This is a genomic window from Aciduliprofundum boonei T469 (assembly GCF_000025665.1).
In the GTDB taxonomy this organism is placed as follows: Archaea; Thermoplasmatota; Thermoplasmata; order Thermoplasmatales; family Aciduliprofundaceae; genus Aciduliprofundum; species Aciduliprofundum boonei.
The window spans coordinates 471597-498275 of sequence record NC_013926.1; the positions used below are offsets into that span (position 1 = coordinate 471597).

The 26679-nt window shown below is 38.9% G+C and carries 31 protein-coding genes; 12 read left to right on the forward strand and 19 right to left on the reverse strand.

Annotation, left to right across the window (positions count from 1 at the left end; translation table 11 throughout):
- The first annotated feature begins 11 nt into the window (after positions 1 to 11).
- Positions 12 to 659, forward strand: coding sequence for a ribulose-phosphate 3-epimerase (gene rpe, locus ABOO_RS02425; RefSeq protein ID WP_008082267.1), 648 nt, complete (start codon positions 12 to 14; stop codon positions 657 to 659).
- Here the strand turns inward: rpe and purN are convergent.
- The 3 genes from purN to dph2 are packed head-to-tail and all read right to left on the reverse strand — an operon-like array spanning position 652 to position 2857.
- A complete protein-coding gene (purN, locus tag ABOO_RS08075; protein ID WP_008082564.1) occupies positions 652 to 1593 on the reverse strand; it encodes a phosphoribosylglycinamide formyltransferase in 942 nt (313 codons plus the stop codon). The two genes, rpe and purN, sit on opposite strands and share 8 nt — an antisense overlap.
- Positions 1590 to 1883, reverse strand: a complete 294-nt coding sequence (locus ABOO_RS02435; protein WP_008081923.1) for a hypothetical protein — start codon at positions 1881 to 1883, stop codon at positions 1590 to 1592. Before ABOO_RS02435 ends, purN begins: the two co-directional genes overlap by 4 nt.
- Positions 1880 to 2857, reverse strand: coding sequence for a diphthamide biosynthesis enzyme Dph2 (gene dph2, locus ABOO_RS02440; protein WP_012997146.1), 978 nt, complete (start codon positions 2855 to 2857; stop codon positions 1880 to 1882). Before dph2 ends, ABOO_RS02435 begins: the two co-directional genes overlap by 4 nt.
- Positions 2858 to 2990: 133 nt before the next feature.
- Between dph2 and ABOO_RS02445 the strand changes: the two genes are divergently transcribed.
- Complete coding sequence (locus ABOO_RS02445; RefSeq protein WP_012997147.1) at positions 2991 to 3359, forward strand: hypothetical protein; 369 nt, start codon at positions 2991 to 2993, stop codon at positions 3357 to 3359.
- On the opposite strand, the gene guaA is transcribed toward ABOO_RS02445, so the two are convergent.
- The 6 genes from guaA to radB are packed head-to-tail and all read right to left on the reverse strand — an operon-like array spanning position 3343 to position 7101.
- Complete coding sequence (guaA, locus tag ABOO_RS02450; protein ID WP_008082080.1) at positions 3343 to 4281, reverse strand: glutamine-hydrolyzing GMP synthase; 939 nt, start codon at positions 4279 to 4281, stop codon at positions 3343 to 3345. The two genes, ABOO_RS02445 and guaA, sit on opposite strands and share 17 nt — an antisense overlap.
- Positions 4268 to 4744 carry a 5-(carboxyamino)imidazole ribonucleotide mutase gene (gene purE, locus ABOO_RS02455; protein WP_008081919.1) on the reverse strand — a complete coding sequence of 159 codons (477 nt, stop codon included), beginning with the start codon at positions 4742 to 4744 and terminating at the stop codon, positions 4268 to 4270. The genes guaA and purE overlap by 14 nt, the downstream gene beginning before the upstream one ends.
- A gap of 30 nt (positions 4745 to 4774) precedes the next feature.
- The gene (locus ABOO_RS02460) at positions 4775 to 5071 is read right to left on the reverse strand and encodes a hypothetical protein (protein WP_008082181.1); all 297 of its coding nucleotides are present in this window, start codon (positions 5069 to 5071) and stop codon (positions 4775 to 4777) included.
- A gap of 13 nt (positions 5072 to 5084) precedes the next feature.
- A complete protein-coding gene (locus ABOO_RS02465) occupies positions 5085 to 5318 on the reverse strand; it encodes an Lrp/AsnC ligand binding domain-containing protein (protein WP_008082717.1) in 234 nt (77 codons plus the stop codon).
- Between the two features lie 54 nt (positions 5319 to 5372).
- Complete coding sequence (fen, locus tag ABOO_RS02470; protein WP_008082612.1) at positions 5373 to 6392, reverse strand: flap endonuclease-1; 1020 nt, start codon at positions 6390 to 6392, stop codon at positions 5373 to 5375.
- Between the two features lie 25 nt (positions 6393 to 6417).
- On the reverse strand, positions 6418 to 7101 hold the full coding sequence (radB, locus tag ABOO_RS02475; RefSeq protein WP_012997148.1) for a DNA repair and recombination protein RadB: 684 nt from the start codon (positions 7099 to 7101) through the stop codon (positions 6418 to 6420).
- Positions 7102 to 7302: 201 nt separating this feature from the next.
- Here radB and ABOO_RS02480 point away from each other — a divergent pair, with 201 nt between their 5' ends.
- Positions 7303 to 7611 carry a hypothetical protein gene (locus ABOO_RS02480; RefSeq protein WP_012997149.1) on the forward strand — a complete coding sequence of 103 codons (309 nt, stop codon included), beginning with the start codon at positions 7303 to 7305 and terminating at the stop codon, positions 7609 to 7611.
- On the opposite strand, the gene ABOO_RS02485 is transcribed toward ABOO_RS02480, so the two are convergent.
- The 3 genes from ABOO_RS02485 to ABOO_RS02495 are packed head-to-tail and all read right to left on the reverse strand — an operon-like array spanning position 7612 to position 9112.
- Positions 7612 to 8130, reverse strand: coding sequence for a tRNA (cytidine(56)-2'-O)-methyltransferase (locus tag ABOO_RS02485; protein ID WP_008082076.1), 519 nt, complete (start codon positions 8128 to 8130; stop codon positions 7612 to 7614). It abuts the gene before it with no gap.
- Entirely contained in the window at positions 8127 to 8615 is a 489-nt protein-coding gene (locus tag ABOO_RS02490) for a hypothetical protein (protein WP_008081924.1), read from the reverse strand. The genes ABOO_RS02485 and ABOO_RS02490 overlap by 4 nt, the downstream gene beginning before the upstream one ends.
- Positions 8612 to 9112: an ArsR family transcriptional regulator gene (locus ABOO_RS02495; protein WP_008082260.1), complete on the reverse strand. Its 501-nt coding sequence runs from the start codon at positions 9110 to 9112 to the stop codon at positions 8612 to 8614. The genes ABOO_RS02490 and ABOO_RS02495 overlap by 4 nt, the downstream gene beginning before the upstream one ends.
- Positions 9113 to 9255: 143 nt before the next feature.
- Here ABOO_RS02495 and ABOO_RS02500 point away from each other — a divergent pair, with 143 nt between their 5' ends.
- Positions 9256 to 10623, forward strand: a complete 1368-nt coding sequence (locus ABOO_RS02500; RefSeq protein WP_008082545.1) for a dihydrolipoyl dehydrogenase — start codon at positions 9256 to 9258, stop codon at positions 10621 to 10623.
- Between the two features lies 1 nt (position 10624).
- Here ABOO_RS02500 and ABOO_RS02505 read toward each other — a convergent pair whose 3' ends face one another.
- Positions 10625 to 14170: a PAS domain S-box protein gene (locus ABOO_RS02505; RefSeq protein WP_008082111.1), complete on the reverse strand. Its 3546-nt coding sequence runs from the start codon at positions 14168 to 14170 to the stop codon at positions 10625 to 10627.
- Positions 14171 to 14315: 145 nt separating this feature from the next.
- On the opposite strand from ABOO_RS02505, the gene speD reads away from it, so the two are divergent.
- The 4 genes from speD (at position 14316) to ABOO_RS02525 (ending at position 17705) form a co-directional block, all read left to right on the forward strand.
- The gene (gene speD, locus ABOO_RS02510; RefSeq protein ID WP_012997150.1) at positions 14316 to 14729 is read left to right on the forward strand and encodes an adenosylmethionine decarboxylase; all 414 of its coding nucleotides are present in this window, start codon (positions 14316 to 14318) and stop codon (positions 14727 to 14729) included.
- The gene (locus ABOO_RS02515; protein ID WP_187287714.1) at positions 14665 to 15705 is read left to right on the forward strand and encodes a bis-aminopropyl spermidine synthase family protein; all 1041 of its coding nucleotides are present in this window, start codon (positions 14665 to 14667) and stop codon (positions 15703 to 15705) included. The genes speD and ABOO_RS02515 overlap by 65 nt, the downstream gene beginning before the upstream one ends.
- Entirely contained in the window at positions 15702 to 16247 is a 546-nt protein-coding gene (locus ABOO_RS02520; RefSeq protein ID WP_008082491.1) for a pyruvoyl-dependent arginine decarboxylase, read from the forward strand. The genes ABOO_RS02515 and ABOO_RS02520 overlap by 4 nt, the downstream gene beginning before the upstream one ends.
- Before the next feature lie 102 nt (positions 16248 to 16349).
- The gene (locus ABOO_RS02525; protein ID WP_008081954.1) at positions 16350 to 17705 is read left to right on the forward strand and encodes a DEAD/DEAH box helicase; all 1356 of its coding nucleotides are present in this window, start codon (positions 16350 to 16352) and stop codon (positions 17703 to 17705) included.
- A 244-nt stretch (positions 17706 to 17949) separates the two neighbouring features.
- Here the strand turns inward: ABOO_RS02525 and ABOO_RS02535 are convergent, their stop codons facing one another.
- The 3 genes from ABOO_RS02535 to ABOO_RS02545 all read right to left on the reverse strand — a co-directional run bounded on the left by ABOO_RS02535 (position 17950) and on the right by ABOO_RS02545 (position 19807).
- Entirely contained in the window at positions 17950 to 18192 is a 243-nt protein-coding gene (locus ABOO_RS02535; protein WP_012997153.1) for a hypothetical protein, read from the reverse strand.
- An 80-nt stretch (positions 18193 to 18272) separates the two neighbouring features.
- The gene (locus tag ABOO_RS02540; RefSeq protein ID WP_008082431.1) at positions 18273 to 19358 is read right to left on the reverse strand and encodes an SPFH domain-containing protein; all 1086 of its coding nucleotides are present in this window, start codon (positions 19356 to 19358) and stop codon (positions 18273 to 18275) included.
- A gap of 5 nt (positions 19359 to 19363) precedes the next feature.
- The gene (locus ABOO_RS02545) at positions 19364 to 19807 is read right to left on the reverse strand and encodes an NfeD family protein (RefSeq protein WP_012997154.1); all 444 of its coding nucleotides are present in this window, start codon (positions 19805 to 19807) and stop codon (positions 19364 to 19366) included.
- A 298-nt stretch (positions 19808 to 20105) separates the two neighbouring features.
- Between ABOO_RS02545 and ABOO_RS02550 the strand changes: the two genes are divergently transcribed.
- Positions 20106 to 21419 carry a replication factor C large subunit gene (locus tag ABOO_RS02550; RefSeq protein WP_008082274.1) on the forward strand — a complete coding sequence of 438 codons (1314 nt, stop codon included), beginning with the start codon at positions 20106 to 20108 and terminating at the stop codon, positions 21417 to 21419.
- Between the two features lie 16 nt (positions 21420 to 21435).
- Here the strand turns inward: ABOO_RS02550 and ABOO_RS08100 are convergent, their stop codons facing one another.
- Positions 21436 to 21558, reverse strand: coding sequence for a hypothetical protein (locus tag ABOO_RS08100; protein WP_277422425.1), 123 nt, complete (start codon positions 21556 to 21558; stop codon positions 21436 to 21438).
- A 116-nt stretch (positions 21559 to 21674) separates the two neighbouring features.
- Between ABOO_RS08100 and tpiA the strand changes: the two genes are divergently transcribed.
- Both tpiA and ABOO_RS02560 read left to right on the forward strand, forming a co-directional pair.
- Positions 21675 to 22346, forward strand: coding sequence for a triose-phosphate isomerase (gene tpiA, locus ABOO_RS02555; protein ID WP_008082633.1), 672 nt, complete (start codon positions 21675 to 21677; stop codon positions 22344 to 22346).
- A gap of 1 nt (position 22347) precedes the next feature.
- Positions 22348 to 23031, forward strand: coding sequence for a hypothetical protein (locus ABOO_RS02560; RefSeq protein ID WP_008082422.1), 684 nt, complete (start codon positions 22348 to 22350; stop codon positions 23029 to 23031).
- On the opposite strand, the gene cca is transcribed toward ABOO_RS02560, so the two are convergent.
- Positions 23009 to 24346: a CCA tRNA nucleotidyltransferase gene (cca, locus tag ABOO_RS02565; protein WP_012997155.1), complete on the reverse strand. Its 1338-nt coding sequence runs from the start codon at positions 24344 to 24346 to the stop codon at positions 23009 to 23011. The genes ABOO_RS02560 and cca overlap by 23 nt on opposite strands.
- Positions 24325 to 24663, reverse strand: coding sequence for a nascent polypeptide-associated complex protein (locus tag ABOO_RS02570; protein WP_008082554.1), 339 nt, complete (start codon positions 24661 to 24663; stop codon positions 24325 to 24327). The genes cca and ABOO_RS02570 overlap by 22 nt, the downstream gene beginning before the upstream one ends.
- A gap of 153 nt (positions 24664 to 24816) precedes the next feature.
- Between ABOO_RS02570 and ABOO_RS02575 the strand changes: the two genes are divergently transcribed.
- Positions 24817 to 26676 carry a ribonucleoside triphosphate reductase gene (locus ABOO_RS02575; RefSeq protein WP_008082046.1) on the forward strand — a complete coding sequence of 620 codons (1860 nt, stop codon included), beginning with the start codon at positions 24817 to 24819 and terminating at the stop codon, positions 26674 to 26676.
- Positions 26677 to 26679: the final 3 nt, after the last annotated feature.

Below are 26679 nucleotides of genomic sequence, written 5' to 3' on the forward strand. Positions count from 1 at the left end.
TATGCCCCCTCATGGTTAAGGTATCACCTTCAATACTATCAGCAGATTTCTCAAGATTGTGCGATGAGATAAAATTCTGTGAGAAGGGCGGAGCTGACATGCTTCATCTTGATATCATGGACGGACATTTTGTGCCTAACATAACATTTGGGCCAGTGGTAATAAAGAGTATAAGAAAATGCACAAAGTTGCCCTTTGATGCTCACCTTATGATCGAGCGTCCAGACAAGTTTGTAAAGGACTTTGTTAATGCTGGCAGTGATATAATTACAGTGCACAGAGAAATAAAAATATCAATAAAAAATGTGCTTAGAAAAATTCATAATTATGGGGCAGAGGCGGGCATAGCTATAAATCCTGAAACACCATTTGAGAAGGTAAAAGAGCACTTGGAGGATGTTGAATACCTTTTGATAATGAGTGTGCATCCCGGATTTGCAGGTCAGAGTTTTATAGAGGATACTTTAGAGAAGATAAAAGAGGCAAGGAAGTATATAGATGAGGAGGGCTTAGAGGTGCAAATAGCTGTGGATGGGGGTGTGAAGCACCACAATGCAAAAAGAATAGTGGATGCTGGAGCAGATATTCTCGTTGCTGCAAGTGCTATATTCAATGGAAATGTGGAAAGCAATATAAAGAAGATGAAAGCAATCAAATAATTTTTCTTATAACTCTCCTATCCTTAATCTCTATTTTTCCCTCGGATATTAATTTTATGGATTCCACAAGTGCCTCATGCTCCTTTTCAAGCACTCTTGCGGCCAGGGATTCTGGAGTATCATCATCTAGCACCTCAACGCATTTCTGAACTATTATGGGGCCATGGTCAACTTCCTCATCCACGAAATGTACAGTGCATCCGGAGACCTTGCAACCGTAATCTAACACGGCTTTGTGTACATTCTCTCCATACAATCCCGCAAAACTTGGGAGTAGAGCAGGATGAATGTTTATTATCTTATTCTTATATTTTTTAACGAACCAAGGCGATAGAATTCTGAGAAATCCTGCCAGCACAATCAAATCTGGAGAGTAGAAATCAATAACTTCTGCCAATCTCCTGTCGTAGTTTTCTCTTTTCTCTCCCTTCTTTTTTGTCAATACTATGGCATCTATTCCTTTGTTTTCAGCCCTTTTTAAAGCATAAGCATTTTTTTTATTTGAGATGACTGCAGAGATCTGTACATTGAGTTTGCCAGAATCTATTGCGTCCATAATTGCCTGCAAATTTGTACCTCTGCCAGAAACAAGAACAACGAGCTTGAAAACCCTCCTTTTGAAAACACCATTTTTATAGTAGATACCAAGAGCGCTCAAATCATTTTTGAAATTTTGGAGGATGCTCAAATCTAAATGCTCTGAAAGGGAATTTAGGAAATAGTCAAGTTTTCTTTCTTCGTATGTTCTGATGAATGCATAGTACCAAACCTCTCTGCTTAGGGGGGCATTCATTTCGTACAATTTTTCTAAACTCTCGTCAGGGATATCTAAATTTTTCAAGGTTTTATATATCCAGCCAATGTTTATAGTGCTTCCGGGGCCCAAAATCTTTACATAAAGCACATCTGCTATTTTTTTAAGTTCTTCTCTCATTCTTTCACCTCCCTGGGTATTGTGCTCTTTAAAATTTCAAGTATTTTGTCAATCAGCTCCTCATCCTCTAACTCTGGGGTTATCTTGTGAATTTTTTTACGGGTTAGAAGCATTATGTAATAAACGAAAAGTTTACCACCGGGATGGTAGTTCTTCCAATAACCAATAATGTCATCAAAATCCACTTGGCCATCCCAGTATTTGATTTTTCTTGAATTCTTATCAATAATTAGGGATTTGAACGAATTGAACTTTAATACGATTTTATTTTCATTCTCCACGATCTTCATTTGTCTACCTCCACAATTTCATCAAAGGAGAAAGCGCTCCAATCTTTAATTCCCAATGCAATTAATAATTCAATGGGTGAAAGTACAACTTTCTTGAATCGGGAATAATCATCATATGTAAGCCGAGGACATGCCGTATTAACATACGCATCCACACTGTAATAAAAATTCTCAGGCACAACATTGTCTGTCATTATGAGGTAAGCCTTCCTTCCCTCCTTCTCCACTATTTTTTTAAGATTCTTAGCCAATTTCCATCTCTTCTGTCCGATTTTAGAGCTTACTATAATACCAAATTTTTGAGCATCTTTTGCCTTGGCTATAGCGGCATACCTTCTCCTCAGGAACGACCCCCCATTCACTTTTTTTGCCCTTCCTGTGTAGGGGTCAAGAACAAAAACATCTTTTCCACCAACAATTTTAGCACCCCATGCGTGAAATTCTCCAGTTCCCAACAAGATGAAGCAATCCACATTATTTTTTATCTCTCTTGCAGCTGAGAAATTGCAGCCAAGAACCTGTCCAGGATATGTGATGCGAGAATCACCCTTGCCCACGAATACCCTTATATTATGTTCTTCGAGAAAAGCCCTTACATCATTTATTGCTTTTATGTGTTGTACAGAGGCAAGTATGCCAACATTTTGACAATCTGCAATTTTTAAGAATGAATTTAAAGCAGTATTAAAGGAGGCCTTTGAGAATGCTTCAACAAAAATAATGTTTTCTGGATACTCTATATTTGGAATTTTGCTGTGTCCAAATTGAATGGTGAGGATGTTGGGGTATACTTCTATATCACAAGCCCCGTAACAGGGATTTGCTGAAATGAATACATTGAAATCCTCAAGATTATCGGCAATTTCCTCCGCATAGATTTGCATGCCCTCTGGTAACTGAATTAAAATATCTTGAAAGCCCAACTTCTTTATCTTTTTAGATAGGGAATCAAAATCTATCTCGTAGGGAATCATCGAATGAAAGAAGGGGTTTGCAATATAAAAATTTAGCCCACCGTGTGGTTCCCTCTTCATTGATCAGAGGGTGCATGGCTAGTGGGCACATATGCATGGAAATAAACTTATAAAATTTATTCCTTCTTGTTTTATGAACGCATCCCTCTATATCTATCTCTTTCTAATCCTTGCCCTGGTTATTCTGGCTTGGATAGTATATAATATCATATCAAAAATGTATAAAAACAGGGGAATAAAGGAGAGCATAAGGGAGATGTTCAAAGCGGAAGATTATGGCGATGCTTTAAAATTTGAGTACAGAGATTACACGGTGCTAGCAACATTTCGCCCGGATATAAAATTAAGCATATCTCACGATAAGAATGTTGAGGGAATCTCTGCTCCCAAGGGAATGCACCTTACACCTCTTTTTCTAATTTTGAAGATAAAGAAAAAGGATGAAATAAAGGAAAAATTGGATCGGGCTATAGATTTTCTTAATTCTATTCCCACTCAATAGTGGCTGGTGGCTTGTTTGTAATGTCATAAACCACCCTATTCACTCCTTTGAGCTCTGTGGTTAATCTTATGGCTATTCTATCTAGGAGCTCGTGGGGTGCTTTGAAATAGGCTGCACTCATCCCATCTAAACTATCGACCATCCTAACGGCTATTGTGTATCCATAAGCCCTCTTATCCCCATGCACGCCCACAGAGCGTATTGGAAGGAGAACTGCAAAATACTGCCAAGGGCGAGAATCAAAATCGTAGTAATTCTTAACCTCATCCTCAACTATGGCATTTGCCTCCCTGACAATCTCTATTTTTTCCTCATCTATGGGGCCAATAATTCTAATGGCCAATCCTGGCCCAGGGAAAGGTTGTCTTTCCTTAATTTCGAGGTTAAAGAACCTAGCAATTTCTCTTACCTCATCCTTGTAAAGCTCACGAAGTGGCTCCACGAGCTTCAAATTCATCTTTTCAGGTAAACCACCAACATTGTGGTGGGATTTTATCGTGTCTCTCAATCCTCCTCCGCTCTCAATCCAGTCGGGGGCTATTGTACCTTGAACTAAGTATTCTGCGCCGAACTCTTCTGCCTCTCTCTCAAAAACCTCAATGAATTTCGCCCCGATTATTTTTCTCTTCTTCTCTGGATCTTCCACACCCTTCAATGCTTCTATGAATTCTCTGGAAGCGTCCACAATCTTGTAATTTAGTCCCATACGGGAGAACAGCCCATCGATCTCCTTTGCCTCGTTTTTTCTCATAAAACCAGTGTCAACGAAGATGGCGAGGAGCTTATCTCCTATTGCTTTGTGCACCAAGACAGCTGCAACTGTACTATCCACGCCGCCAGAGCATGCAATTATCGCCTTGCCCCTAATCTCATTTTTCAATTCTTCAATCTTCTCTTCCACGAATTTTTCAACTTTGAACATAGCGGCGGACCTCCTCGTCATCCTTGGCAACCTTCTCCCTCATTCTTTCCCTATATTCTAAAATTTTTCTCTCCAATCTCTCATCTTTTATTGCGAGAATTTGAATGCACATTAAAGCTCCGTTAATCACATTGTCCACACCCACTACTGCTACAGGTACGCCCTTTGGCATTTGAACCATGCTTAAGAGGGAATCAAAGGGTACTCTGCCTGAAAGTGGTACACCGATAACGGGTTTGGTGGTTAAAGCGGCAACAGCGCCCGGAAGTGCAGCTGATAGGCCTGCGAAAACTAGGAAAGCATCATGCTTTGAATTTTGTACGATATTTTTTACCATCTCTGGAGTTCTGTGAGCCGAAGCGATATGCACATCGAAATCCACATCAAATTGTCTGAATATCTCAAAAGCACCCTGAGCTTTCTCCAAATCGCTCTTGCTTCCAAGAAGAACGCATACACCCATAAAAAGAGATGGAAAAAGAGTATAAAAAATTTAGGTCTTCATTATTATTCCTAGGAACACTAGGAACCCTATTATAACCCCAATAAGCCCCCCGCCGATATAGAGCAAACTTGGCATAAGAATATTGTTTGTGAAGTATCCAGGGCTATTCATCCACCATACGAAGTACATGATTATTGGAATTATAATACCCACAACAAGTAGGGATATCCCAGCAGCCCTGCTCTTTCCGCTTCCAAAGTATGCCGTTAGAGCACCCAGTATGATGAATGTCAGGGCGAGGAGCGAAAGGATGATCTGTAGGAACAGTAGCCAATCCCAGTACATAGATTAAACCCCCTCAGAACTTAATGCCGGTAAGTGTCTTTGTATCTATGACTCCATCTATCATCCTTATTTTCTCAACAACTATGGTTCCGAGCTCATTGAAATCCTTAGTGTCAAGCTTGGCTATCAGGTCAAACTCGCCAAACAGCGGGTGGAGCTCTACAATTTCAGGAATCTTTTTGAGCTCGTTGTAAACCTCATGCTCTTTTCCCGGAGCAGTACTTATCAACACAAATCCAATTGCCATTTTTCATCACCAAATTAGATAATAACTTCTTTACTATAAAATTTTTCTCCCTGTTTAGAACCAAGAATCTAAACTTCTCTGCTCTCTGTACTTCTTGAAAGCTCTCATCTTCTCAATTGCACTCATCACCCTATCTCTTGAGAAGTCGTGCTCCTCGCATAGAAAATCTATCAATTTTTCCTCATCAAAAGCTCTCCATTCAAGTTTGTAAGAATCTGTTACCGGAGGATTCAGAAATATGTCTTTTATCTCCTTGTAATGGGGTATAGTGTATCCTCTCTCCTGGATTATCTTCTCTAATGAGCCGTATTTTTTTATGAGTTTTAATGCAGTTTTTGGGCCCACGCCTTTTATTCCCTCATTGTAATCTGTGCCTACTAAAATTCCTATATCTACAAGCTGCTCCCTGCTAATCCCCAAATTCTTCAAATTTTCCTCGAGTAATATAATCTCTGGCTTTACATCCACATAAACATTCTTTCTTGGTAATTTTCTCTTGCCCGTAATGGCGAGATTTCTAACTAAATTTGGGGCGCCAAATAGAAGGGAATCGAAATCCTGAGAAGCAGAGGCATATGTATCTCCTTTTTTCGCCATATATGCTGCTTGCGCCTCTCCTTCGCTGGGCGCTTGAACCCATGGAATGCCCATATAATCTAACAGCTTTTTGGCTTCATCCACCATATCCTTGGTCAAGAATGTGGCCTGCTGTGCCTTGCTCCTCGCTTCTTCCAAATTTCCCTCCTTTAGGGCTTTTTCCCATGCCTCCTTTGCCTCCATTCTTATTTTTATCCTCTCCCCTATCGTTCTCATCTTCAATTCTGGAGGTCTTCCATCAAAAACATACACGGGTTTAATTCCTTCAGCAAGAAAATTTGCAGTTCTGTAAAGAAGACCTGAAAGATGGGAGGTAACTCTGCCAGCATGGTCTCTCAGGGGTGTACCATCCGGTTGCCTTATTATGCTTAAAAATTGGTAAAGTGCATTGTAAGCATCTACGGATATAATTTTCCCCTTCAGTTCTTTAATATTTATCTCGTGGGCAATGATTATATCAGCAATATTTACTCCCATCAAATAAGAAATCTCTAGCGTGTATTTATTCCTTTTCCTCAGGATACAAACCATCTGAGCCTATGATGAATCTGGCTTTTATTCCCTCCGGTAATGAGCGGTGCTTTATGAGTAAGGCCTCTCTGTATCCATTTCCTATCTTCCTCAAAAATATTATAGTTTTTGCGTTGTGGTGTAGTGTATGCCCCCCGATGGGCCTCAATTCTTTTGTTGTTGTATCCATATAAACCTGGTTTGTTATTATAACCGCAATGTTCTTCTTTCTTGCAATGCTATTCAGTATGCTCAATTGCCAAGCTAGGCTGCTTCTCTTCTTTGCGGATAGGTCCTCTTCAACCCCTCTTTCCGCGCGATAGAATTCTGTCATAGAGTCAACTATTAGCAAAATTATATCATTTCTCTTCTCTACCAGATTTATGGCCCTTTCAATTATTTCGGCCTGTTGCGAGAATTTGTAAACCTTGTAAAACAGTATTCTCTTTGCAATATCCTCGTTCCCACCAAGTTGTGAGAAGCGCTCCATTGATATTCCCTCGGTGTCTATGTAAATCACATAATGCCCCTCCTTGGCAACATTTATGGCTGTAGAGAGACAAATATTCGTTTTTCCACTTCCCGCTTCACCATATAATTCTGTGATGCATCCTCTTTCAAAGCCCCCGTTTAAAAGGGAATCTATGCTCTCGCACCCGCTCTTTATTTTGTCCACATATGGAAAAGAGAGCCACAATTAATAAATTTTTGGAAAAGAAAAAAGGAGGAGTGGGTGGGGTCAGCGTGATTTTATGAATCTGTGTAATTGCTTCTCACGATTGTATTTAAATTCTACCTTATCATTATCGCCAATGATAAGATTTTCAGGAAAATTATTTGCAGTAAAATTAAAATATTTTAAAATTATAAAGAACCAATGATTAATCTTCTTGCTGAAATGAGCTTTCAATGGATATTTATATTTGCTTTAGCGCAGATTATATCTTTGGTGGTGATAACTTATGAGTTTTTTCATATATGGAATGTTCGCTGCAAATTGGATAAAATTAACAGAGATATTTACAGAATTGGATTTTCAATATCACTTCTTATTCTTTCAACCGTGGGCTCTCTTTTCATATATTTTGACATTTTCTCCACAGTGAATTCCATTTTAATATGGGGTGCGATAACTATTTTTCTACCTCTTCTCATAGGTGCGGTTCTCTCCGTGTTAATTAAGTGATTAATCTTTTTCTAAATTTATTACCTTCTTTCCCCTATCCTGCGGGATAACCTTCATCTTCGCATTCTCAAACTCTCTTCTCAACTCTCTTCCTTCAAAAAACCTGTCTAGGAAAATTGCCAAGGCGGCAACCTCGCTGTGGGGCTGATTTCCAACGGCCACATTGAAATCTGCAATTTCGTATATTTCTCTAGGCACCTTCTCTGCGCCAACAATTATCATTAAATTCTCATCTTTTGGAATTTTTGGAATGACATCATCCACAGGCAAGCCGTACATGGTTAAATGAACAATTGTGCCTTTAAAATCTTTTAATGCCCTCTTTAGAGGAATTCCGCTCAAAATTTCAAAATTGCCGCCAAATCTATCCACTATATCTCTCACACTTCGCTCAATTTTCTCATCCTTTGTGGTTATTATGATTCTATCTGCCCCAAAAGCTCTGGCGACTAGTGCAACATGTGTGGTTATTCTCTTATCCCTCTGCGGTCTGTGTCCTATCCTAAGTACCGTTATCATAGGCGATCTATGAAGTCCTCATCCTCTTTAAATTCTTTTATTCCCCTCTTCTTTGGCTCTTTTATTTTTCGTGGTATTTTGTGCATCTTCTCGGCTGGCTCAATGGCTGCTATGAACAGAAATCCAAAGGCAAAAAATGATGAAATTAAAAGTCCAAGGGATAGGGCTGCAACCTCTCCCAATAATTCCCAAGAGTTTGGAGGCACGAGATATATGGAATAGCCCCAAATCACGAATGAGAGACCCCACATAATTCCACCAATTAATGTGCTTATGCCAGGCTTTGCATTTTTTATCCTTGGCAATTCAAAGAACCAAGCGGTTAGGGCGGTAAAGAGGATGATTAGAAGCATGCAAATTATGAAAAGCATAGAAGAATTGAATCTGTAGAGTAGGTATGCAAATAACCCAAGGAGAACGAAGGATATGCCGCCAACAAGCCCTATTTTCTCCTCGTCCCATAAATAGAAGTAATCAAAAATCATTTGACAACCTCCACCCTCATCCCCTTTATGTCAATTCTCGTGCTCCTTCTTATCAGGCCCCTGAGCATTATCTGGCTTATGCCCATCTTCTCCACGAGATCTCCCAAGAAAATATCCTTTGAGGGTCCTATCGCTTTTATTATTTTCTCCTCCCACCCTTTAAACTCCTCATCGCTCATCGTTACTACCCTTATAACTTCGGCCGCTTCAATTATTGGCAATGATAGATTTATTTGGAAAAGGTCATAGTAAGTGTGATACGCCTTTTTGACTCCCTGCTCTCCCGTAACCCACTGCGTCTCTACAAGCTTGATTTTTTCAAGGTATTTTAGGGCATCCACACCCTCTTCTCCATACTTCTCCTCTATCTCTTCAACTGTGCACCATTTCTTGGTGATCTCCATAAATACCTTCTTTTTGACTTCTGAATCGCAAGCGTGAAAAACAGAGACAAGGTCTCCGATATCCGCAATTACCTTAATTCTGCTGGCTGGCATATGAAGGATATTGTTTTCCATAAATATATATTTTTTGGGGTGTGTTATTCTTGATTATTTATTACATAATCCATTTTAGTTTATTCAGTTATGGGTCATTTTTGGGTAGTAAATTTAAATAATAAAAATTGCATTTAAAGCTTATGAAAGAATACGATATCATTGCTTTTGGTACAGGAAGTTCTATGAACATAGTATCTCCTCTTTTGCGAGACCCGAATCTCAAAGTGGCGGTCATAGAGAATGAGAAGGCTGGGGGTATATGTCTCACGAGGGGCTGCATACCGAGCAAGATGCTGATTTATCCTGCGGAAATAATGCATATAATACATCGTGCCAGGGAATTTTATATAGATGCAAAGGCAAAGCCCGATGCTGATGCCATACTTCACTATGTACAAAAATCTGTGGATGATGAGAGTAAGATGATTGAGAGGAGCTTAAAGAGTCATCCAAGAATAGATTACTATCAAAAAACAGGCAAGTTTGTGGATGATTACACTGTGGATGTTGGAGGGAAGGAGATTTATGGAGAGACCATACTTCTATGCAACGGCTCCAAGGCGTATGTGCCAAAGATAGAAGGGCTCAAGGAAGTTGGCTATATAACCAATCGTGAGTTTTTCTATTCTCTAAAGCATGTGCCAAAGAGCATCGCTATAATTGGTGGCGGTTATGTGGCCTTAGAGCTCGGATACTTTTTAGCCATGATGGGAAGCGAAGTGCACATTATTGAAATGCTCCCCGAGATTATAATGACTGAAGAGCCAGAGGCCCGCAAGCTCGTGTATAAAGAATTGTCAAAATTCATGCATTTCCATCTTGGCTACAAGGCAAAGGAAGCTCGCAAATCCATGGGAAAGAAGGTTGTTTTTGCAGAAAATAAGGATGGAGAGACCGTGGAAATAAAGGCGGAAGAGGTTTTAGTTGCAGCTGGCAGGGCACCTTGGAACAAGGAAACGCAAGTGGAGAAAACGGGAGTTAAAGTGGATGAGCATGGATGGATAGTTGTGGATGAATTTATGCGCACAACCAAGGAAGGCATATGGGCCTGCGGAGATACAAATGGAAAGTATATGTTCAAGCATGTGGCAAATTATGAAAGTGAGATAGTGTTTTACAATGCGTTTGGGGGAAGAAAGCTAAAGGTGGACTACCACGCAGTGCCCCACGCAATTTTCACTTATCCCCAAGTTGCTCATGTTGGTATGAAGGAGGAAGATGCGAGGAGAAAGTATGAGATTTTGATCGGCGATTACAAGTATCAAGATACGGCCATGGGCGAGGCCATGAAATTAAAGGATTATTTTGTGAAGGTAATTGTGGACAAAGATACTTATAGAATTTTGGGAGCAACAATAGTTGGGCCGGAGGCATCTGTTCTAATTCAAGAGATAATAAATTTAATGTACACCCGTGAGCAAACTAGCGCAATGTATCGTGCCTTGCACATACATCCTGCAATGAACGAAGTAGTGCAGAGAGCATTCTACAATTTACACGAACCTTAATTTATGGGAAACGCAAAATAAACACTGTGCCCTTGGGCACATTATTTTCTATTTTTACCTCTCCTTTATGAAGCTCCATTATCATTTTTACAATAGCCAATCCCAATCCAGAGCCCTTTCCCGATGCCAATCTTTCAAAGGGCTTGAAAATTATATCCCTCTTGCTCACGGGTATTCCAGGACCATCATCGGCTATTCTTATTTCCATAGAGCCCTCAAAAATTTTGCCCGCAATCGTAACTTTTGATGCCCCATATTTAAAAGCATTGTCCAAAATATTTACAAAAACTTCTTTGATGATTGGTAGAGCTTGAATGTGGTATGAAGGAACATTTAGTATTATTTTTCCCTGCGAATACTTCTGTTTTATTAGTTCAACGGAATCTTCAATTAGCTCCTTTAAGTTCATAATCTCTTTTTTCATATCAATTTTCTTGTTTCCTAACCGTGAGAACAACCTTGCCTTCTCAATTATATCTTCTGCTTCTTGAACGGCTTTTATCATGGTTGGTATGTATTCGTTAGGGCCCTCTTCATTCATCAATTCTAAATACCCATGGAGCACGGCAAGTGGATTTTTCAAATCATGGCTTACAATGTGAAGCATGAGCTCTTGCAGATTCTTTGCATCTTCTAATTCTTTATGATACTTTAATCCAGCTATGGCAACGGCTATGTGAGAAGCCATCAAATCTATAAGCAATCTATCATCCTCAGATATACCATCAATCTTATCACTCTCTACATTTAAAATACCAAAGAAGGTATGATTTGAAGATATGGGAGTTGCGTATTTACTCTTTGTCTCCGGATTTACTCTAAGGTATAATGGATCTTTCGAAGCATCAGGGGTATAATAGGGCTTATTATTTTTTGTAACCCAACCAACGATGCTATTCTTGGAGTATAAATCCATGGATTGTGGGGGAGTAACACCCTTCCACTTGGCAGGAATAATTTTATTCCCTGAAACTTCTGCTATTACCACTATTTTTAAATTCAGGATTGAAGTAAGGGCGTTTATGGCAAGCTCGTAAATTTCATCTTTGCTATGAGAAAGCTTGATTTTTTCAAAGGTTTTAACTAAAGCCAAGAGCTTTTCTTCCATATTTTTTATGCGGGTTATATCCTGTATGCTCACTATAACTGCCCTCTCACCCTCCCAATCAATCACAGAGCTTCTAATTATGGTCCATACTGGATTTCCTTGAGAATCTACGAATTTCACTATGTATGAATTGGGAGCAGAGAGTCCCTTCAATCTGCGCTGATACAAATCCCACAAATAATCTCGCATATCTGGATGTATGAACTTGAGAAAGTTCTCACCTATGGCCTCTTCTCTCTTGTATTTCAATAAATCTGCAATCACATTATTGGCAAAGATGACTTTTCCATCCCGCACAATTACTATTCCCACAAGCAAGTTTTCCATCAATGTTTTGTACTTTTCCCATTCTTCCCTTATTTTTCTTTCTAGATTCTTCCTTTCAGTTATGTCGGAAATCACCCCCACTATTCCCAGCAATTTTCCATTTTCATCTTTGAGGGGAGAGGCGTTTATTAGAACATCCACTATCTCTCCATTGTTCTTAACAAATTGTGCCTCGTAAGAGTCACTTATTCCCATCCTCCTTAATTTACCTTTTTTAAGCATAACCTCCCTTGATTCGGGAGTTGCAAAGCCCTCAATCCTTTTTCCTAATAGGTCCTCAACATTGTAACCAAGCATTTTTGCAAATCTATCATTCACAAAGCTCAACTTACCATTCATATCCTCTATTATAATGCCGACCAAGGTTGTATTTATCAAGTTTTCAAGGGTTTCTTTAGTTCTCTTAATCTCCTTGTATAGATTGTAATTTGCTATGAAAATTCCCAGAGAGCTAGCAAGGGTGCGTAAATATTCTACAGTGTACTCATCGTAGGCATTCTTTTCCTTAGCAGCCATGCCTATAGTACCAAGCACGTCATTTTCATAGATTATGGGCACAATAACATTGGAGAAATCCACAACATCTGGAGGGCCAGCAATTTGATAAGAATCAGGACTTAAATCACGAAGTATGTTTCCTGTAATAAATGGCCCTTTAGTTTTTATAACTCTTGCAGTTATGGAGGTTGCAGGATCGCATTTTACAGTGAAATTTTCAATTTCTTTCTCCTCAGATTTTATCATTTGAAAAGAGATAATATCCTTGTCTTTATCGTAGAAGCTTATCGCTAGCCAGTGAAAGTTAAATACATTTTTAAGCTCATTGTATATGATTTCGAACATTTCCCTTGGTTCTGGGAATCCGCCCATTTTTAGAGATATGCGATACAAGGAAGAGAGCAGTTTGTTGTGTCTCCTTATTTCATTTTCCCACATTTTCCTCTCAGAAATATCACCTATTATTCCTATGGAGCTTGTGATTTTGCCTGAAGAATCTCTGAGAGGGGAAGCGCTTACAATTACATCAATTATCTTTCCATCCTTTCTTACTAGCTGGGTTTCATATAAATCACTTAAACCTTTTAATCTTCTCTTAGTTCTCTCCTTAATCTCTTTGAAGCTTTTTGGGGTGGTTATCAATTTTATATTTTTTCCAATTAATTCTTGTGGAGAATAGCCTAGGAGTTCTGCAAATCTCTTGTTGGTGAACAAGATATTTTCATTCAAATCATTTATAACGATGCCTATGAGAGACGAGTTAATTATATTCTCTAGCATATCTCTGTTTTCTTTAATCTCCTCATACAAAAGAACATTTTTTAGGATGAGCGATATATAAGCTGCCAGAGTTTTGAGAAGTTTTACATCGTCCTTATTGAATGCTTCAGGCTCAAATCCACAGATAACTAAAGCTCCCAGAACTTCTCCCCTGTGAATTAAGGGGATACCCAGCCAAGAGGATATGGTATGTCCTACTTGGTGTGTTTTAGAGGGTAACTTCTCTTTTTTCACATTTTTTATGTAAAGCATCTTTTTATTGTATATCACCCAACCAGTTAAACTTCCATGTGGGTCCAAATTGTATGTCCTCTTTGGTAGTCTCTTTCCCTCCTCATAGCTAAATACCACTGTAAAACTCTTTTTATCTTTATTTACTAGCGATATTGCAAAAGAATTGAATTTCAAGAGTTTTTTTAGATTTTTGTATGTTTCCATAAAGAAATCTTCCTTTCTCCTTAATTTTGCAGTATTTAATACGAAGTCATAAATCAATTTAAGTATGTTAGAATGACCCTTTATTTCATCCTTCTGGGATTGTGCACCCCTCATCTGAATAAATACTATTCCTTTAACACAAAATGCGTAAATTTCAGAGGATTTGGAATTTTTCAAATTAATGGATTTATTTAAGCTCTCTATCTCTCCAGAAATTAAGTCCTTAAGGCCTTTATTTAATTCATTTGCATTTTCCACATAATCTAAGAAATTATCTCCAATTGAAATATCAGGTATGAGCTCTTTTGCCACCTCATTATACTTTAAAATATCCAAATTCTCATCTATAGCTATAATTCCCATATTCGGTGAATCAGGAATTAAATCTTTATCCATTTTATTTCCTATTAAATCATAAAAGTATTAATTTTTTTCTTCGAAATTATCAGAATTAAAAACTCTTCTAAACCGCAATATTCAAATATCAAATACTATTAAGCTCACACGCTATAATAAGTGGAGGTGAAAAAGATGGAAGGTGATGAAGATGGCTGTCGGGATTCACATCATAGCGGATATGTATGGTGTGGATCCAGCGCTATTGGCTAGGGTTGAAAGGATGAAGGAAGTTTTTGAAGGAGCAGTTAAGTTTGCAAAATTGAGCAAGATTTCTTCTGATTATTATCAATTCAGGCCTGAGGGTGCCAGCGGTATTGTTTTGATAGCAGAATCCCATCTGAGTTTTCACACATGGCCCGAATATGGGCTTGTGACCTTGGATATATACACCTGTGGCGACCCTAAGCAGGCCGAGCTTGCGTATGAATATATAAAAGAGAGGCTCAACCCTAGCCGTGTTGACCTTGTGCGTTTAGAGAGAGGTGTGGAATTTGAGAACGAAGAAGCAAATATTGAGATACCTAAAAAAAGAAAGGAGCCCGTGGGAGTTAATTAAGTTGGTGGATGCGGATTTAAACGAATTCATAAATTCGCTCAAGAACCTTATGTATGAAGGGTTAGTTGAAAGTAGAAATGGAAAATTGTATCTTACGGAAGCGGGCAGGAAAGAGAGGGAAAAGTACAATTTAGAAATTTATGATATTAGATGCTCTGATTGTGAAGGAAGAGGTATTGTTGAAGATCCGTTTGGCATTCTGAAAGAATACAAAAATATTGCATCCCAGAGACCCAAGCCCACAGCGGATTATGATCAGGGTTATATAAAGGAAGAGGATGTTATGCGCCGCATCGCTTTTATTTACGAGCGTGGAGATTTGGAAGATGCGGAAATTATTGTCATCGGCGATGATGATTTGATAAGTTTGGGTATGGCATTAACAGGCCTGCCCAAGAGGATAGTTGTTCTAGAGATAGATGATAGGTTAATCAAATTTATAAATGAGAATGCAAAGAAGTATGGACTTCCCGTAGAAGCGAGAAAATTTGATGTAAGGAACGATATTGATGAGGATCTTCGCAGGAATTTTGATGTGTTCATAACTGATCCTGTGGAAACAATAGAAGGTATAACTCTATTTCTATCAAGAGCAGCAAGTGGATTGAAGGGAGAGGGCTCAGCAGGATATTTTGGGCTCACCCATTTAGAGGCCTCACTTAAGAAATGGCAGGAAATAGAGAGAAGATTGCTGAGCATGAATTTTGTGATAACTGATATGTTGAGGGATTTCAATGTATATCCAATGAGCAACAATTTAGAATTGGCTGCAGAGGATTACATAGTTTATAGGGAGATAGCAAAAATAACAAATAACACAAGGATAGATGCAGATTTTTACCGCTCCACGCTTATCAGAATAGAGGCAGTTGGGGACATTAAACCATTAGTTAGCGGTAGCGTGGAGCTTAAGGAAGAGATTTATGTGGATAACGAATCCCTGGTAACTGCCATGGCAACGAGGCGAAGGAAATGATGAATCTCATACCCACAAAGGTATTTTTTACCAAGGGTGTGGGCAGACACAAGAGCGAACTTGGCTCTTTCGAACGTGCGCTGAGAGATGCGGGAATAGCACAATTCAATCTTGTGGAAGTGAGCAGCATATTTCCACCAAATGCAGAGATGGTTTCAAAGGAAGAAGGTCTCCAATATCTGAAACCTGGACAAATTGTGTTCGTAGTTCTCGCTAAGAATTCAAGCAATGAGCTCAATCGCTTAATATCTGCCTCTGTAGGCCTTGCCATACCCAAGGATAGAAGCAAGTACGGGTATCTGAGTGAGCATCATAGCTTTGGAGAGACTGCAGAGGTTGCGGGAGATTATGCCGAAGACCTTGCAGCAGAGATGCTTGCATCCACAATGGGATTGCAGCATCATCTTGTTTGGGATGAAGATAAGGAAGTTTGGCGCTTGGATGACAGAATACTTATGACATCTAATATAACAGCTACTGCGGTGGTCGAAAAACCAGGTGAATGGACCACAGTGATTGCTGCTGCAGTTTTAGTTCCTTAATACATCCTTTTAAATACTATGAGCTGTATGGGAAAATAAAAAAAGAGGGCGGGTGAAAAAGCACGATAAATTTTTCAGCTGTCCGTGCTAGGAGTGATATATATGGAAAATTTAAAATTTGAAGATATGAGTATATCTAAAGGGACAAAGAATGCTCTAAAAGAGCATAATTTTGTTGAACCAACAGAGGTTCAGGAGAAGGCGATACCCCTTGCAATTAAAGGTCGGGATTTGATAGTTCAATCTAAAACGGGCTCGGGTAAGACCTTGGCGTTTTTAATTCCAATATTTGAAAATTTAAATTCTGGACTTGAAGCAATAGTTTTAGTGCCCACCAGAGAACTTGCTCAGCAGGTTGAGAGAGTGGCTAGGAGTATAGGGAAGGCGCATGGAAAGAGAACAGTTGTTATATACGGAGGAGCGCCTATGGAAAGGCAAATAGCGGGCTTGAAAGGGGCTTCTATGGTTATAGGCACTCCAGGCCGCGTTATGGATTTGATGCGTAGAGGTTATTTGAATCTAAATGGTATAAGATTCTTTGTGCTGGATGAGGCAGATAGAATGCTTGACATGGGATTCATAGATGATATAAAGTGGATTTTGCAAAAAACACCGAAGGATAAGCAAATGATGCTATTCTCAGCCACCATGCCTCCTGAAATAATATCCCTTGCAAGGAGATATATGAAAAATCCAGAGAAGATAATTCTCTCAGAGGATGAAATTACGGCAGAAAATGTAGCGCAGTATTATGTTGAAGTTGGGGAGATAAACAAAATTGCAAAATTATCCTCGCTGCTCATTTCAGAGCGGGGAAAGTATCTAATATTCTGCAATACTAGAAGAAAAACGAAGAATATAGCGGAGATTTTGCAAAAATACGGATTCAAGGCATTTGCACTGCATGGAGATATGCGCCAAGCCACGAGAACACGCACAATGGATGCTTTCAAGCAGGGGAAGATTGATATATTGGTATCTACGGATGTTGCAGCCCGTGGAATTGATGTGCATGGCATAACTCATGTTGTGAATTACGATGTGCCTTTGTACCCCAAGGATTATGTGCACAGAATAGGACGTACAGGAAGGATGGATGCCCATGGGAAGGCTATAACCTTTGTTACAAGGGAAGATAAAGAATATTTCCGGAGGATAGAGGATTTCATAGGGAAGAGAATTCCAAAGATGGAGATAAAGAATGTTGGTAAGATAAAGGAGCGCACAGATTACAAGGAAATAAGCGATATATTCGGCATGGTCAAATTCAATTTTGAACTTAAGAATGAGTTGAGTGAGTGGGACTTGATAAAGATTGCAAATAATGTGGGAATAGGAGAGAATAGCATAGGCAATATAATTCTGGAAGGAAAGAGGGGGAGTATGAAGGTTCATTATCGTAGTGCTCCAAAGGTAAAGAAAATGAGGGTATTTAAAAAGTTGGAATTGGCAAATTGATTTATATACCCTAAACTCTTTATCTTTTGAGGATATATCTTCCTTCAATGGAGAACAGGTGTATAATTTGTGGCAAAAAATTGCATGATCCTTTTGCTCTTTATTGCGCTGAATGTGAGTATGAACTTAAAAGAGCCCGGCTGGGAGATGAGGAAACAGTGGAAGATTACATAAATAGGGTTAAAATGGAAAATATGCACCCTCATGCAGATTTAAAAGGAGTAAAATCTTTGGATTCATTTTTTTAAGAAATTTCAAAATCCACCCCATACATTGATTTTATGTAATCCACAATATCTTTGAGATTTTTGCTGTGATATTCCACCTCGTTTTTCTTGGTCTTATAATAATGCCTGAAAACTTCAAATCTCCTAAAGCTCTCGTTGTACCTTATTGATATGCGAAAGTTTCTGGGAGCATTGCCTTGGGAGGTTATGTCAACCTCATTCCCCTTTCTCAAATACTCTTCAGATATTTGGATTGTCATATTTCCCACACCATTCTTAGTGGATAAAAAGGAATATGAAAAAGGTATAAAAAGGTTTATCAGTAAAAAATAAAAGGGTTTTATTTCTCTTGGAACAGGCTCTTTTCCTCATCCTCGCTGAGATCTATTTTCTTCTCTTCTTCCTCTTTTTTCTTTTGCTCTTCCAAATCCTTTACCATTTCCTCGTAGGAAGGTATTGGTCCCAGTATATCCTTTGCATTGCCGACAATTTTTTCAATATCTCTGTAACTCATAGGTGAGATTTTCTCCTCTTTTTCCTCTCCTGCAAGATATTTTGATGTGGACTCTATAAGCTTTGAAATTTCAAACGGGAATATTATCTTAGTTGCCTGCCCATCTGCCACTTTTGTTAGGGTATCTAGAGAGAGAACACTTAATGCCTTAGAGGTTAATGCTGCAGAGCCAAGTGATATTATCCTGTACCTCTGCGCCTCTCCCTGTGCCTGCAATATGGTGGCTAATCTCAAACCTTGTGCCTCCAGAATCTGAGCTTGTTTCTTACCTTCTGCCTCAAGAATTCTCGCCCTTTTCTTACCTTCTGCTTCTAATATCTGGCTGCGCTTTATACCGTCTGCCTTCAAGATAGCAGCTCTTCTCTCCCTCTCTGCAGCCGTCTGCGCCTCCATTGCCTGCTTAACTCTGGCGGCAGGATCAACCTCCTTTATCTCAACCGCTTCAACTTTTACTCCCCATTTATCTGTGGCCTCATCTAATACATCTCTCAAATGGGTGTTTATTTGCTCTCTGTTGTATAGAATTTCATCCAAGTTCATGTTTCCTATTACGCTCCTGAGTGTTGTCCTTGCAAGATTTATCGTGGCAAGCTTGTAATCTTGCACTTCGAAGAATGCCTTTTCTGCATCCACAACTCTGATATAAATCACAGCATCCACTGCAGTTGGAGAGTTATCTCTCGTAATGACTTCCTGTTTGGGCACATCCCAGGTCTGGGTTCTCATATCCATTCTAATAACCTGTGCAAAGGGCCAAACAAAATTCAATCCCGGATTTAGAATTCCCCTGTATTTGCCCAAAAATATGTAAATTCCCCTTTCATAGGGCTTAATTATCCTTATGGAAGAGGTTAAAATGTACACTATGATTATCGCTATGAATATCGTAACTCCTATTATCCAACCATCCATTTTATTCACCTCTTCTCTCTCACTACAACATGAACTCCCTCACCCTTTATTACCACCACTCTTTTGCCAACATCTATTTCCTTATCTGCTGTGGCGCTCCAAATTTCGTTGTCTATTTTAACCTTTCCTTTTAGAGAATTTGGCATGACTTTTGCTATCACCACTCCTTCTTTTCCCACGAGTTTATCCACGGTGGTTGTAGTTGGTAGAGTGGGCTTTGCTAAAGCGCGGTAGAAACCCATAACTGCCAGAGTGGCAATCACTGCCGTTGCCAGGGTGATTATAACCATGGGCACAACACCGATGTCTGGTATGAATATATAAACGATGCCGAGTATCACAAGCACAGTGCCTGGAACTGCAATAAAAAACCCGGGAACAGACAGCTCTGCCAGTATAAGTAAGGCACCAATTACCAGTAGTATTATTCCCAGGGTGAGAAAGTCCATATTTGCACAATAGAAAGAGAGATATATAAATTTTTGGAAAAAATTTATCATTATTTTTGGACATAATTGTACCGCAAGGTTTATATTTTTGAAAGAGCATATCAATCTGAGGAGGTAATCCTTATGGTTCCCCACAAGAAAAGGGAAGAATATGGATTGGAAAGAGATATAGAGAAGGAAGTTGAGGCAATTTTGAAGGGTGAGGAGGATATAGAGTTTCCTTCTCCAGAAGAATAAATTCTTTATCCCTTCTTTCTTTTTTTGCAAAGATTAAATATGGTTTTGTGCATGCTAATCTATGGATATACCATGGGTTGAAAAATATAGACCTAAAAGATTGAGGGATATTGTGGGAAATACACAGGCAATAAATGAAATTTTAAGATGGGCTGAAGAGTGGGAGGCAGGCAAGCCCAGTTATAAAGCCCTAATTCTTGTTGGCAAGCCAGGATGCGGTAAGACCACAACCGCCAGGGCTTTGGCAAATGAGATGGGCTGGGGAGTTATAGAATTAAATGCATCGGATGTTAGAAATGAGGAGAAGATAAAGCAGATAGCATTGAGGGGAGCGATATATGAAACTTTCACAGATGATGGAAAATTCATATCCACTAGGAAGGGTGGAAGAAAGTTGATAATTTTTGATGAGGCAGATAATCTCTATGAAGGGGTTAAAGATGGAGACAGGGGCGGAAAAAAAGCAATAGTTGAAACGATAAAAGCATCTAAGCAACCAATAATCCTGATAGGTAATGATTATTATTCCATAACGGGTGGAACATGGGGAAAAGTTCTAAAATCCGTTGCAAAGGTTGTAAAATTCAGGGCGGTTAATAGAGCACAAATTGTAAAAGTTTTAAGAAGGATATGTGCCGCAGAGGGAATAAAATGCCAGGATGAGGTTTTAAAGTACATAGCGGGAAAATCTGGCGGGGATTTAAGGGCAGCCATAAACGATTTGCAGGCAATCGCCGAGGGTAAGAAAGTGGTCACTGAGGACGATGTAGCCGCTCTAGGCTACAGGGATGTGAAAAATGAAATTTACAAAACAACCCTTGTTATACTCCACACTGAGCATTTTTGGGAAGCAAAGAGCATGCTGAATAATTTAGACGAAACTCCTGATTTTGTTATGCTCTGGATTGATGAGAATATGCCTTTGGAATATACCAAGCCCGGGGATTTGGTGAGGGCATACGAGTACCTTTCTAAGGCAGATGTTCTCCTTGGAAGAGTTATGAGGAGGCAGCATTACGCATTATGGAGCTATGCGATGGATATGATAGCTGCGGTTAGCGTGGCCAAGGAGGAGAAATACAAGAAACATCCGCGCAAGTACAATTTTCCATCTTGGCTTATGTATATGAATAGGACGAAGAAGATTAGACAGGTTAGAGATAGCCTGGGTATGAAATTAGGGAGGATATATCATACTTCAAAGAGCGATATTCTTGAGAATATAATCTCTGATTTCTCGGTTATTTACGATAAGGATGAGAATTTAAGGAATTTTTACACCAGAATATTGCATCTCAACGAAGATGAAATAAGTTATATGACTACTAAAGATCCGAGAGAAGTTCTCAAAGAAGCAAAAAATAAAAAAGGGTGAAGGTGGGTCAGCGTAATTATGCGAGAGCTTTTGCCCTTTCTGGAAATTCTATACTCATTTCCATAGATTGAAGCTCTTCTATCATTTCGTCAATTTCTCCTATAATTTCTTCCAAATCTTTCCTTGTCATTTCAACCACTTATCAGACACATGTCTGACAATTGTCATATATAACTTTGATGTATATAAACTTTTTGCCACATCGCCATAGCTTTTTAAGAAAAATTTATTTAAAAGGCATACTTACTGCCAAGCATGTGGAAAACACCAGTGCTCATTGTGAATTTCAAACTTTACAAATCTGGAGTTGGTGAGAAAGCTCTCGAGCTTGCAAGAATCTTGGATAAAGTATCTAAGGAAAGAGGGGTAAGTATAATAGCGGCCGTCAACACTTTTGATGCTTACAGAATAAAGAATGAGGTTAAAATTCCTGTGATATTGCAACATGCCGATGCTGTTGAGTTCGGAGCGCATACGGGCAGGATAAATGTGGAGTTGGCGAGGGAGTACAATTTGGATGGTTTGCTCATAAATCACTCTGAAAGGATGCTAAAAATATCCGATATTGATTTTCTAATTCAAAAATCCAAGGATTTGAATATGGTCTCTGTGGTTTGTGCTAACAACTCTCGAGTGGCTGGAGCTTTAGCGTTCTTAGAGCCAGATTTCATTGCCATGGAGCCCCCCGAACTCATAGGCGGAAATGTGTCCGTATCCACTGCAAAGCCTGAAGCAATAGTGGAGACAATAGAAGCAGTTAAATCCGTTAGAAACATACCCGTGCTTGTGGGTGCGGGAATAAAAAATGGTAAAGATGTTAGAAAGGCCATAGAGTTGGGTGCTGAAGGTGTGCTTGTCGCCTCTGGAGTGGTGAAGGCAAAGGATCCAGAAATGGCTTTGAATGACCTTATAGGAGGGATGATGTAAGATGGCAAAGAGAAGAAAAACACCAGAAGAGGAGGAAAGGGAAATATTCGAAGAGCCAGAATTTGATGTTAAAGAATTCCTACTAAAGGAGATGAAAAAAGCCAAGGGCATAATAATAATTTTTGTAATATCCTTAATATTGGGAATAATATCTGGGTACATTCAGGTTTATGTTAGTGTTTATCTCGCCGCCCTCTTGGGCTTTGCAGTACTTTTTCTTTTGAAGCCAATTCTTTCAAAGATGAAGGCAGAATTTTATGATAAAAAGACATGGTTTTATGCAATTACAATGTTTCTTTTGATATGGTTTCTGGGATGGACCATAGCGTTAAATCCTCCACTCAACGATATAAGCCCCCCACAGGTGAGAAGTGTCCAGGTTTATAATGGAACCGCTTGGATTGAAATATATTCCTCGGGCCATGGTATTAATCAAAAGAACATAAATAAGTTACATTGGGGAGGCGTGATGAGTTTAAGAGCAAAAGTTACCGATAATGTGGCTGTGGACGAAGTAAAAATCAATGGGCAAAAAGCCATGTTTAAAGATGGATATTATGTTGTTTATAATGCAACAGTTAAAGGAAGGGTGGTAATAGAGGCATGGGATGTAAACGCAGTAAACTCGCCGAATATAAATGAGCATTATACAAAGCTCGAAATTACCGTTCCCACGGGAACTTAAAAATCAGGAATTTTGTTAATTCCACTCTATCCAATTTTTCCATAAAATTCCAGATCTCTCCGAGATTTATCTCATTTTTTAATTTATCAAACTCCTTCCCAAGTTTGTAATTGGGTAAATTATGAAACAACACTTCCTCGATGGATGTATTCTTCCTTTGGACTTCTACAAAAAGGCGATAGCCCTTGATATAAGGACCTCTTAACGCTTTTCCCCTCCATCTTTCGATAAAGTTTTTTGAGTTTTGATGCCAAACAGGAGGGCCTTCGTGTATTTTCACCTTCGGTAAAGCGGTTTTAGCGAGTTCAATTAAAAAATAAACTTTAGAATTTTGCACAATATAGAATGTATTTATGATTCCAAAATCTTTCAAAATTTTTGTTAAAGCTTCCATCGTTCTATTTATTTGAGGATATAGGTTGTCATCTATTATATCCGGCTTAGGAAATTCAAAAACATAGAAAAAAGTCTCACGCTTATTTATTTCTTCCTTTATTTTCTCTTTAGATAGGGGAATTGTGGGGTTTGGAAAAAAGAAATTTTTGCTTGGTTTTTCGATATAACTTCTTGATGCGTGGATGAATAAACTCTTACTCTCTTCGCTTACAGCAGAAGCTGCGTTTCTATTTGGGTCCACGGGATCTATGAATACCACAGGATCTCTGAATTTCTTTCCTCCTTCACCTAGGTGTAAATAAACCTTCTTTCTCCATTTAGATACATTTGCCAAAACATTTTCAAAATTTCCATATTTTAAGATAAGCAACTCGGAAAGATAACCGGAGAAACCGCAAACTCTGGCTTCAGCGCCATAGATTTCGATGCCTTTTAAAAAGGCTTTTAAAAGACGAATTTCGTCTTTTTGCTCATCTTTTAAATTCTTTTTTATGTATTCCGTATGAAATGGAGTTCTATCTACGGCACTAATTTTTTCCTCCGGCTTGCTTATTTTGTAGCAGGGTACAATATCCACTTCAAATCCGTTGTAGATACCTCGCCAGTAAGGATGCTCTGCATACTTTGCAAAGCCATCCGGAATTATGCTCTTTCCTATTTCAATACCCAAATTTTTCAAATCCTCCTTATTCAAATCTTTTGGAAATCTTAGGAATATATCTATATCTGGATTCTTTAGGTATGTGCCCTTGGCCACCGAACCCACCAAGATTGCATCTCCTTCTAAATTTCTCTTTTTTATCTCCTCATTTGCTCTATTGAGAAGAGAATTGGCAGTATTCCAGATTAATTCATCCTCCTCTTTTGAGGGCTTAACTCTGCGAAGAACATAATCCCTTATCTCTTGCTCATTATGGATATTATCGCCTCCGCAGGCTCACCATTTGCCTCCTCTAATGCCTTCCTTGCTTCCTCCTCTGTGCATCCGGTCTGCTGCATCACGAGTTGAATATCCTCATCCGTATATGGCAACTCCTCCTTTTCTTCTTTTTTCTCTATCTTTTTCAATTCCCCTACTACCTGCAGCATTTTTTGACCTTGAATTTCCATGGCCATTACTTGGGGATCTTCCACCACATAATCTCCATCTCTCGCCTTAATTATTACTTCATAGGCATCAATTTCCTTGGCTTTAAGTTGCCTCATAAGCCTTCTCATTTCCCTTGGATTTATCATAATGGGCAATTCCCTTGGAGATATTAAAATTTCTCCAAAACTTTTTCAAGTAAATTTTAAAAAATTAAAATTTATTTTACCAAGTTACTTATCAAAATGGTTAACAAATTGCTCAAAAAAATTAATTTATAGTGGAATGGAATGAATCATTTTATGCAAGTAAAAGATGTTGTAGAAGGTTATGTGAATAGGGATGATTGGAGAGTACAGGAGAACAGCAACACAGGATATTCATTCTCAGGTCTTATGCTTCATGTGGCAGGTCATGCCATAGCAGAGTATACTTTGCAACATATATATCCAAAAGATATTGCTGATGCTCATAGGAAGGGATATTACCATATTCATGATTTGTCCTTTGGTATAATACCTTATTGCGCTGGATGGTATTTGAAAGATTTATTGCTGAGGGGATTTGGAGGGGTACCTGGAAAAATAAATGCAAAACCTCCAAAGCATCTTGATACTGCGGTGGCCCAGATGGTCAATTTCTTAGGCACGATGCAGATGGAATTTGCAGGAGCTCAGGCATTTAGCAGTGTTGATACTTATCTGGCACCATTCATAAGGCGGGATAAGTTAAGTTATAATGAAGTAAAACAAAATATGCAGAGATTAATCTATGGCCTGAATATACCATCACGCTGGGGTTCACAAACGCCATTCACAAATTTTACATTTGATATAGTACCTCCAGAGGACTTGGGTAGGGAGCATGCGGTGGTGGGTGGTAAAGAATTGAGTGCTACTTATGATGAATATAGAGAAGAGATGGATATGCTCAATCGTGCATTTATGGAGATTATGATGGAAGGAGATGCCAATGGGCGTATATTTACATTTCCAATACCGACCTATAATCTCCTCCCAGATTTTGACTGGGATAGTGAGATAGCTGATTTGTTATTTAGGATGACTGCTAAATATGGCACTCCCTACTTTCAGAATTATATAGGTAGCGATTTGGATCCTCGCAGCATAAGGGCCATGTGCTGCCGTCTCCAACTGGATATAAATGAACTGAGGAGCAGAGGTAATGGACTCTTTGGTTCGGGAGAATTGACGGGTTCAATTGGAGTAGTTACAATAAATATGAATCGCTTGGGTTATGAATCTAAAGATGAAGATGAGTTTTTTGAAAAATTACTGCATTATATGCACCTTGCCAAAGAAAGTTTGGAAATAAAGAGAGAAATAGTAAAGGAAAATCTCCGTAAGGGATTGTTACCCTTTACTAAGATATATTTGGGGCACTTTAACAATCATTTCTCTACCATAGGGCTTATTGGAATGCATGAAGCTTTGATGAACCTTTTTGGATTTGGTATATATGAGAGGGATGGGCTGATATTTGCTATTAAAACACTTAGATTTATGAGGGAGGTGCTTCGCAGGTTCCAAGATGAAACTGGAAATCTCTATAATTTAGAAGCTACCCCGGCAGAGGGCTCTTCATATCGTCTTGCAAGATTGGATAAGAAAATGCATCCAGACATATATGTGTCGGGAGAAGATGAGCCTTATTTAACAAATTCAACATGGCTTCCAGCAGATTATAAGGTTAGTGTGATAGAGGCATTGGCACATCAGGAAGTGCTTCAAACTCTTTACACGGGAGGTACCGTTTTTCATACATACCTTGGAGAAAAAGTTAGTTCGGAGAGTGTAAAATCTTTAGCTAAAAAGATAGCGGAAAATACCAAGATTCCATACTTTACAATAACCCCCACATTCTCAATATGTCCAGAGCATGGATATCTTCCTGGAGAGCAATGGAGTTGTCCCTATTGTGGAAGAAAAACTGAGGTTTATTCTCGTGTGGTAGGATATTTTAGACCTGTGGAAGCCTGGAATGGAGGAAAGAAGGAAGAATTCAAGATGAGAATCAATTTCAATCTAAATGCTATGGAGAGTCGCTGGAAAGTTTACAGGGATGTAGCAAAGAATGTTGCCATGCCTGAAGTTAATATTGGAAGTAAAGAAGAGAAGAAAGTACAGTTAATATTAATGTGAGGA

Bases quoted from the DNA above. Each gene is read 5' to 3' on its own strand.
- ABOO_RS02545 (WP_012997154.1), bottom strand. From the start codon at position 19,807: ATGGACTTTCTCACCCTGGGAATAATACTACTGGTAATTGGTGCCTTA.
- ABOO_RS02445 (WP_012997147.1), top strand. From the start codon at position 2,991: ATGAACGCATCCCTCTATATCTATCTCTTTCTAATCCTTGCCCTGGTT.
- ABOO_RS02505 (WP_008082111.1), bottom strand. From the start codon at position 14,170: ATGGATAAAGATTTAATTCCTGATTCACCGAATATGGGAATTATAGCT.
- guaA (WP_008082080.1), bottom strand. From the start codon at position 4,281: ATGTTCAAAGTTGAAAAATTCGTGGAAGAGAAGATTGAAGAATTGAAA.
- ABOO_RS02500 (WP_008082545.1), top strand. From the start codon at position 9,256: ATGAAAGAATACGATATCATTGCTTTTGGTACAGGAAGTTCTATGAAC.
- purE (WP_008081919.1), bottom strand. From the start codon at position 4,744: ATGGGTGTATGCGTTCTTCTTGGAAGCAAGAGCGATTTGGAGAAAGCT.
- ABOO_RS02535 (WP_012997153.1), bottom strand. From the start codon at position 18,192: ATGACAATCCAAATATCTGAAGAGTATTTGAGAAAGGGGAATGAGGTT.
- ABOO_RS02520 (WP_008082491.1), top strand. From the start codon at position 15,702: ATGATGAATCTCATACCCACAAAGGTATTTTTTACCAAGGGTGTGGGC.
- ABOO_RS02550 (WP_008082274.1), top strand. From the start codon at position 20,106: ATGGATATACCATGGGTTGAAAAATATAGACCTAAAAGATTGAGGGAT.
- ABOO_RS02480 (WP_012997149.1), top strand. From the start codon at position 7,303: ATGATTAATCTTCTTGCTGAAATGAGCTTTCAATGGATATTTATATTT.
- ABOO_RS02525 (WP_008081954.1), top strand. From the start codon at position 16,350: ATGGAAAATTTAAAATTTGAAGATATGAGTATATCTAAAGGGACAAAG.
- speD (WP_012997150.1), top strand. From the start codon at position 14,316: ATGAAGATGGCTGTCGGGATTCACATCATAGCGGATATGTATGGTGTG.
- ABOO_RS02540 (WP_008082431.1), bottom strand. From the start codon at position 19,358: ATGGATGGTTGGATAATAGGAGTTACGATATTCATAGCGATAATCATA.
- tpiA (WP_008082633.1), top strand. From the start codon at position 21,675: ATGTGGAAAACACCAGTGCTCATTGTGAATTTCAAACTTTACAAATCT.
- ABOO_RS02575 (WP_008082046.1), top strand. From the start codon at position 24,817: ATGCAAGTAAAAGATGTTGTAGAAGGTTATGTGAATAGGGATGATTGG.
- ABOO_RS02570 (WP_008082554.1), bottom strand. From the start codon at position 24,663: ATGATAAATCCAAGGGAAATGAGAAGGCTTATGAGGCAACTTAAAGCC.
- ABOO_RS02560 (WP_008082422.1), top strand. From the start codon at position 22,348: ATGGCAAAGAGAAGAAAAACACCAGAAGAGGAGGAAAGGGAAATATTC.
- rpe (WP_008082267.1), top strand. From the start codon at position 12: ATGGTTAAGGTATCACCTTCAATACTATCAGCAGATTTCTCAAGATTG.
- ABOO_RS02460 (WP_008082181.1), bottom strand. From the start codon at position 5,071: ATGTACTGGGATTGGCTACTGTTCCTACAGATCATCCTTTCGCTCCTC.
- ABOO_RS02485 (WP_008082076.1), bottom strand. From the start codon at position 8,130: ATGATAACGGTACTTAGGATAGGACACAGACCGCAGAGGGATAAGAGA.
- ABOO_RS02465 (WP_008082717.1), bottom strand. From the start codon at position 5,318: ATGGCAATTGGATTTGTGTTGATAAGTACTGCTCCGGGAAAAGAGCAT.
- ABOO_RS02495 (WP_008082260.1), bottom strand. From the start codon at position 9,112: ATGCCAGCCAGCAGAATTAAGGTAATTGCGGATATCGGAGACCTTGTC.
- fen (WP_008082612.1), bottom strand. From the start codon at position 6,392: ATGGGAGTAAATATTGCTGATATAATCATTGCCCACGAGATAAATATT.
- ABOO_RS02435 (WP_008081923.1), bottom strand. From the start codon at position 1,883: ATGAAGATCGTGGAGAATGAAAATAAAATCGTATTAAAGTTCAATTCG.
- ABOO_RS02490 (WP_008081924.1), bottom strand. From the start codon at position 8,615: ATGATTTTTGATTACTTCTATTTATGGGACGAGGAGAAAATAGGGCTT.
- purN (WP_008082564.1), bottom strand. From the start codon at position 1,593: ATGAGAGAAGAACTTAAAAAAATAGCAGATGTGCTTTATGTAAAGATT.
- dph2 (WP_012997146.1), bottom strand. From the start codon at position 2,857: ATGATTCCCTACGAGATAGATTTTGATTCCCTATCTAAAAAGATAAAG.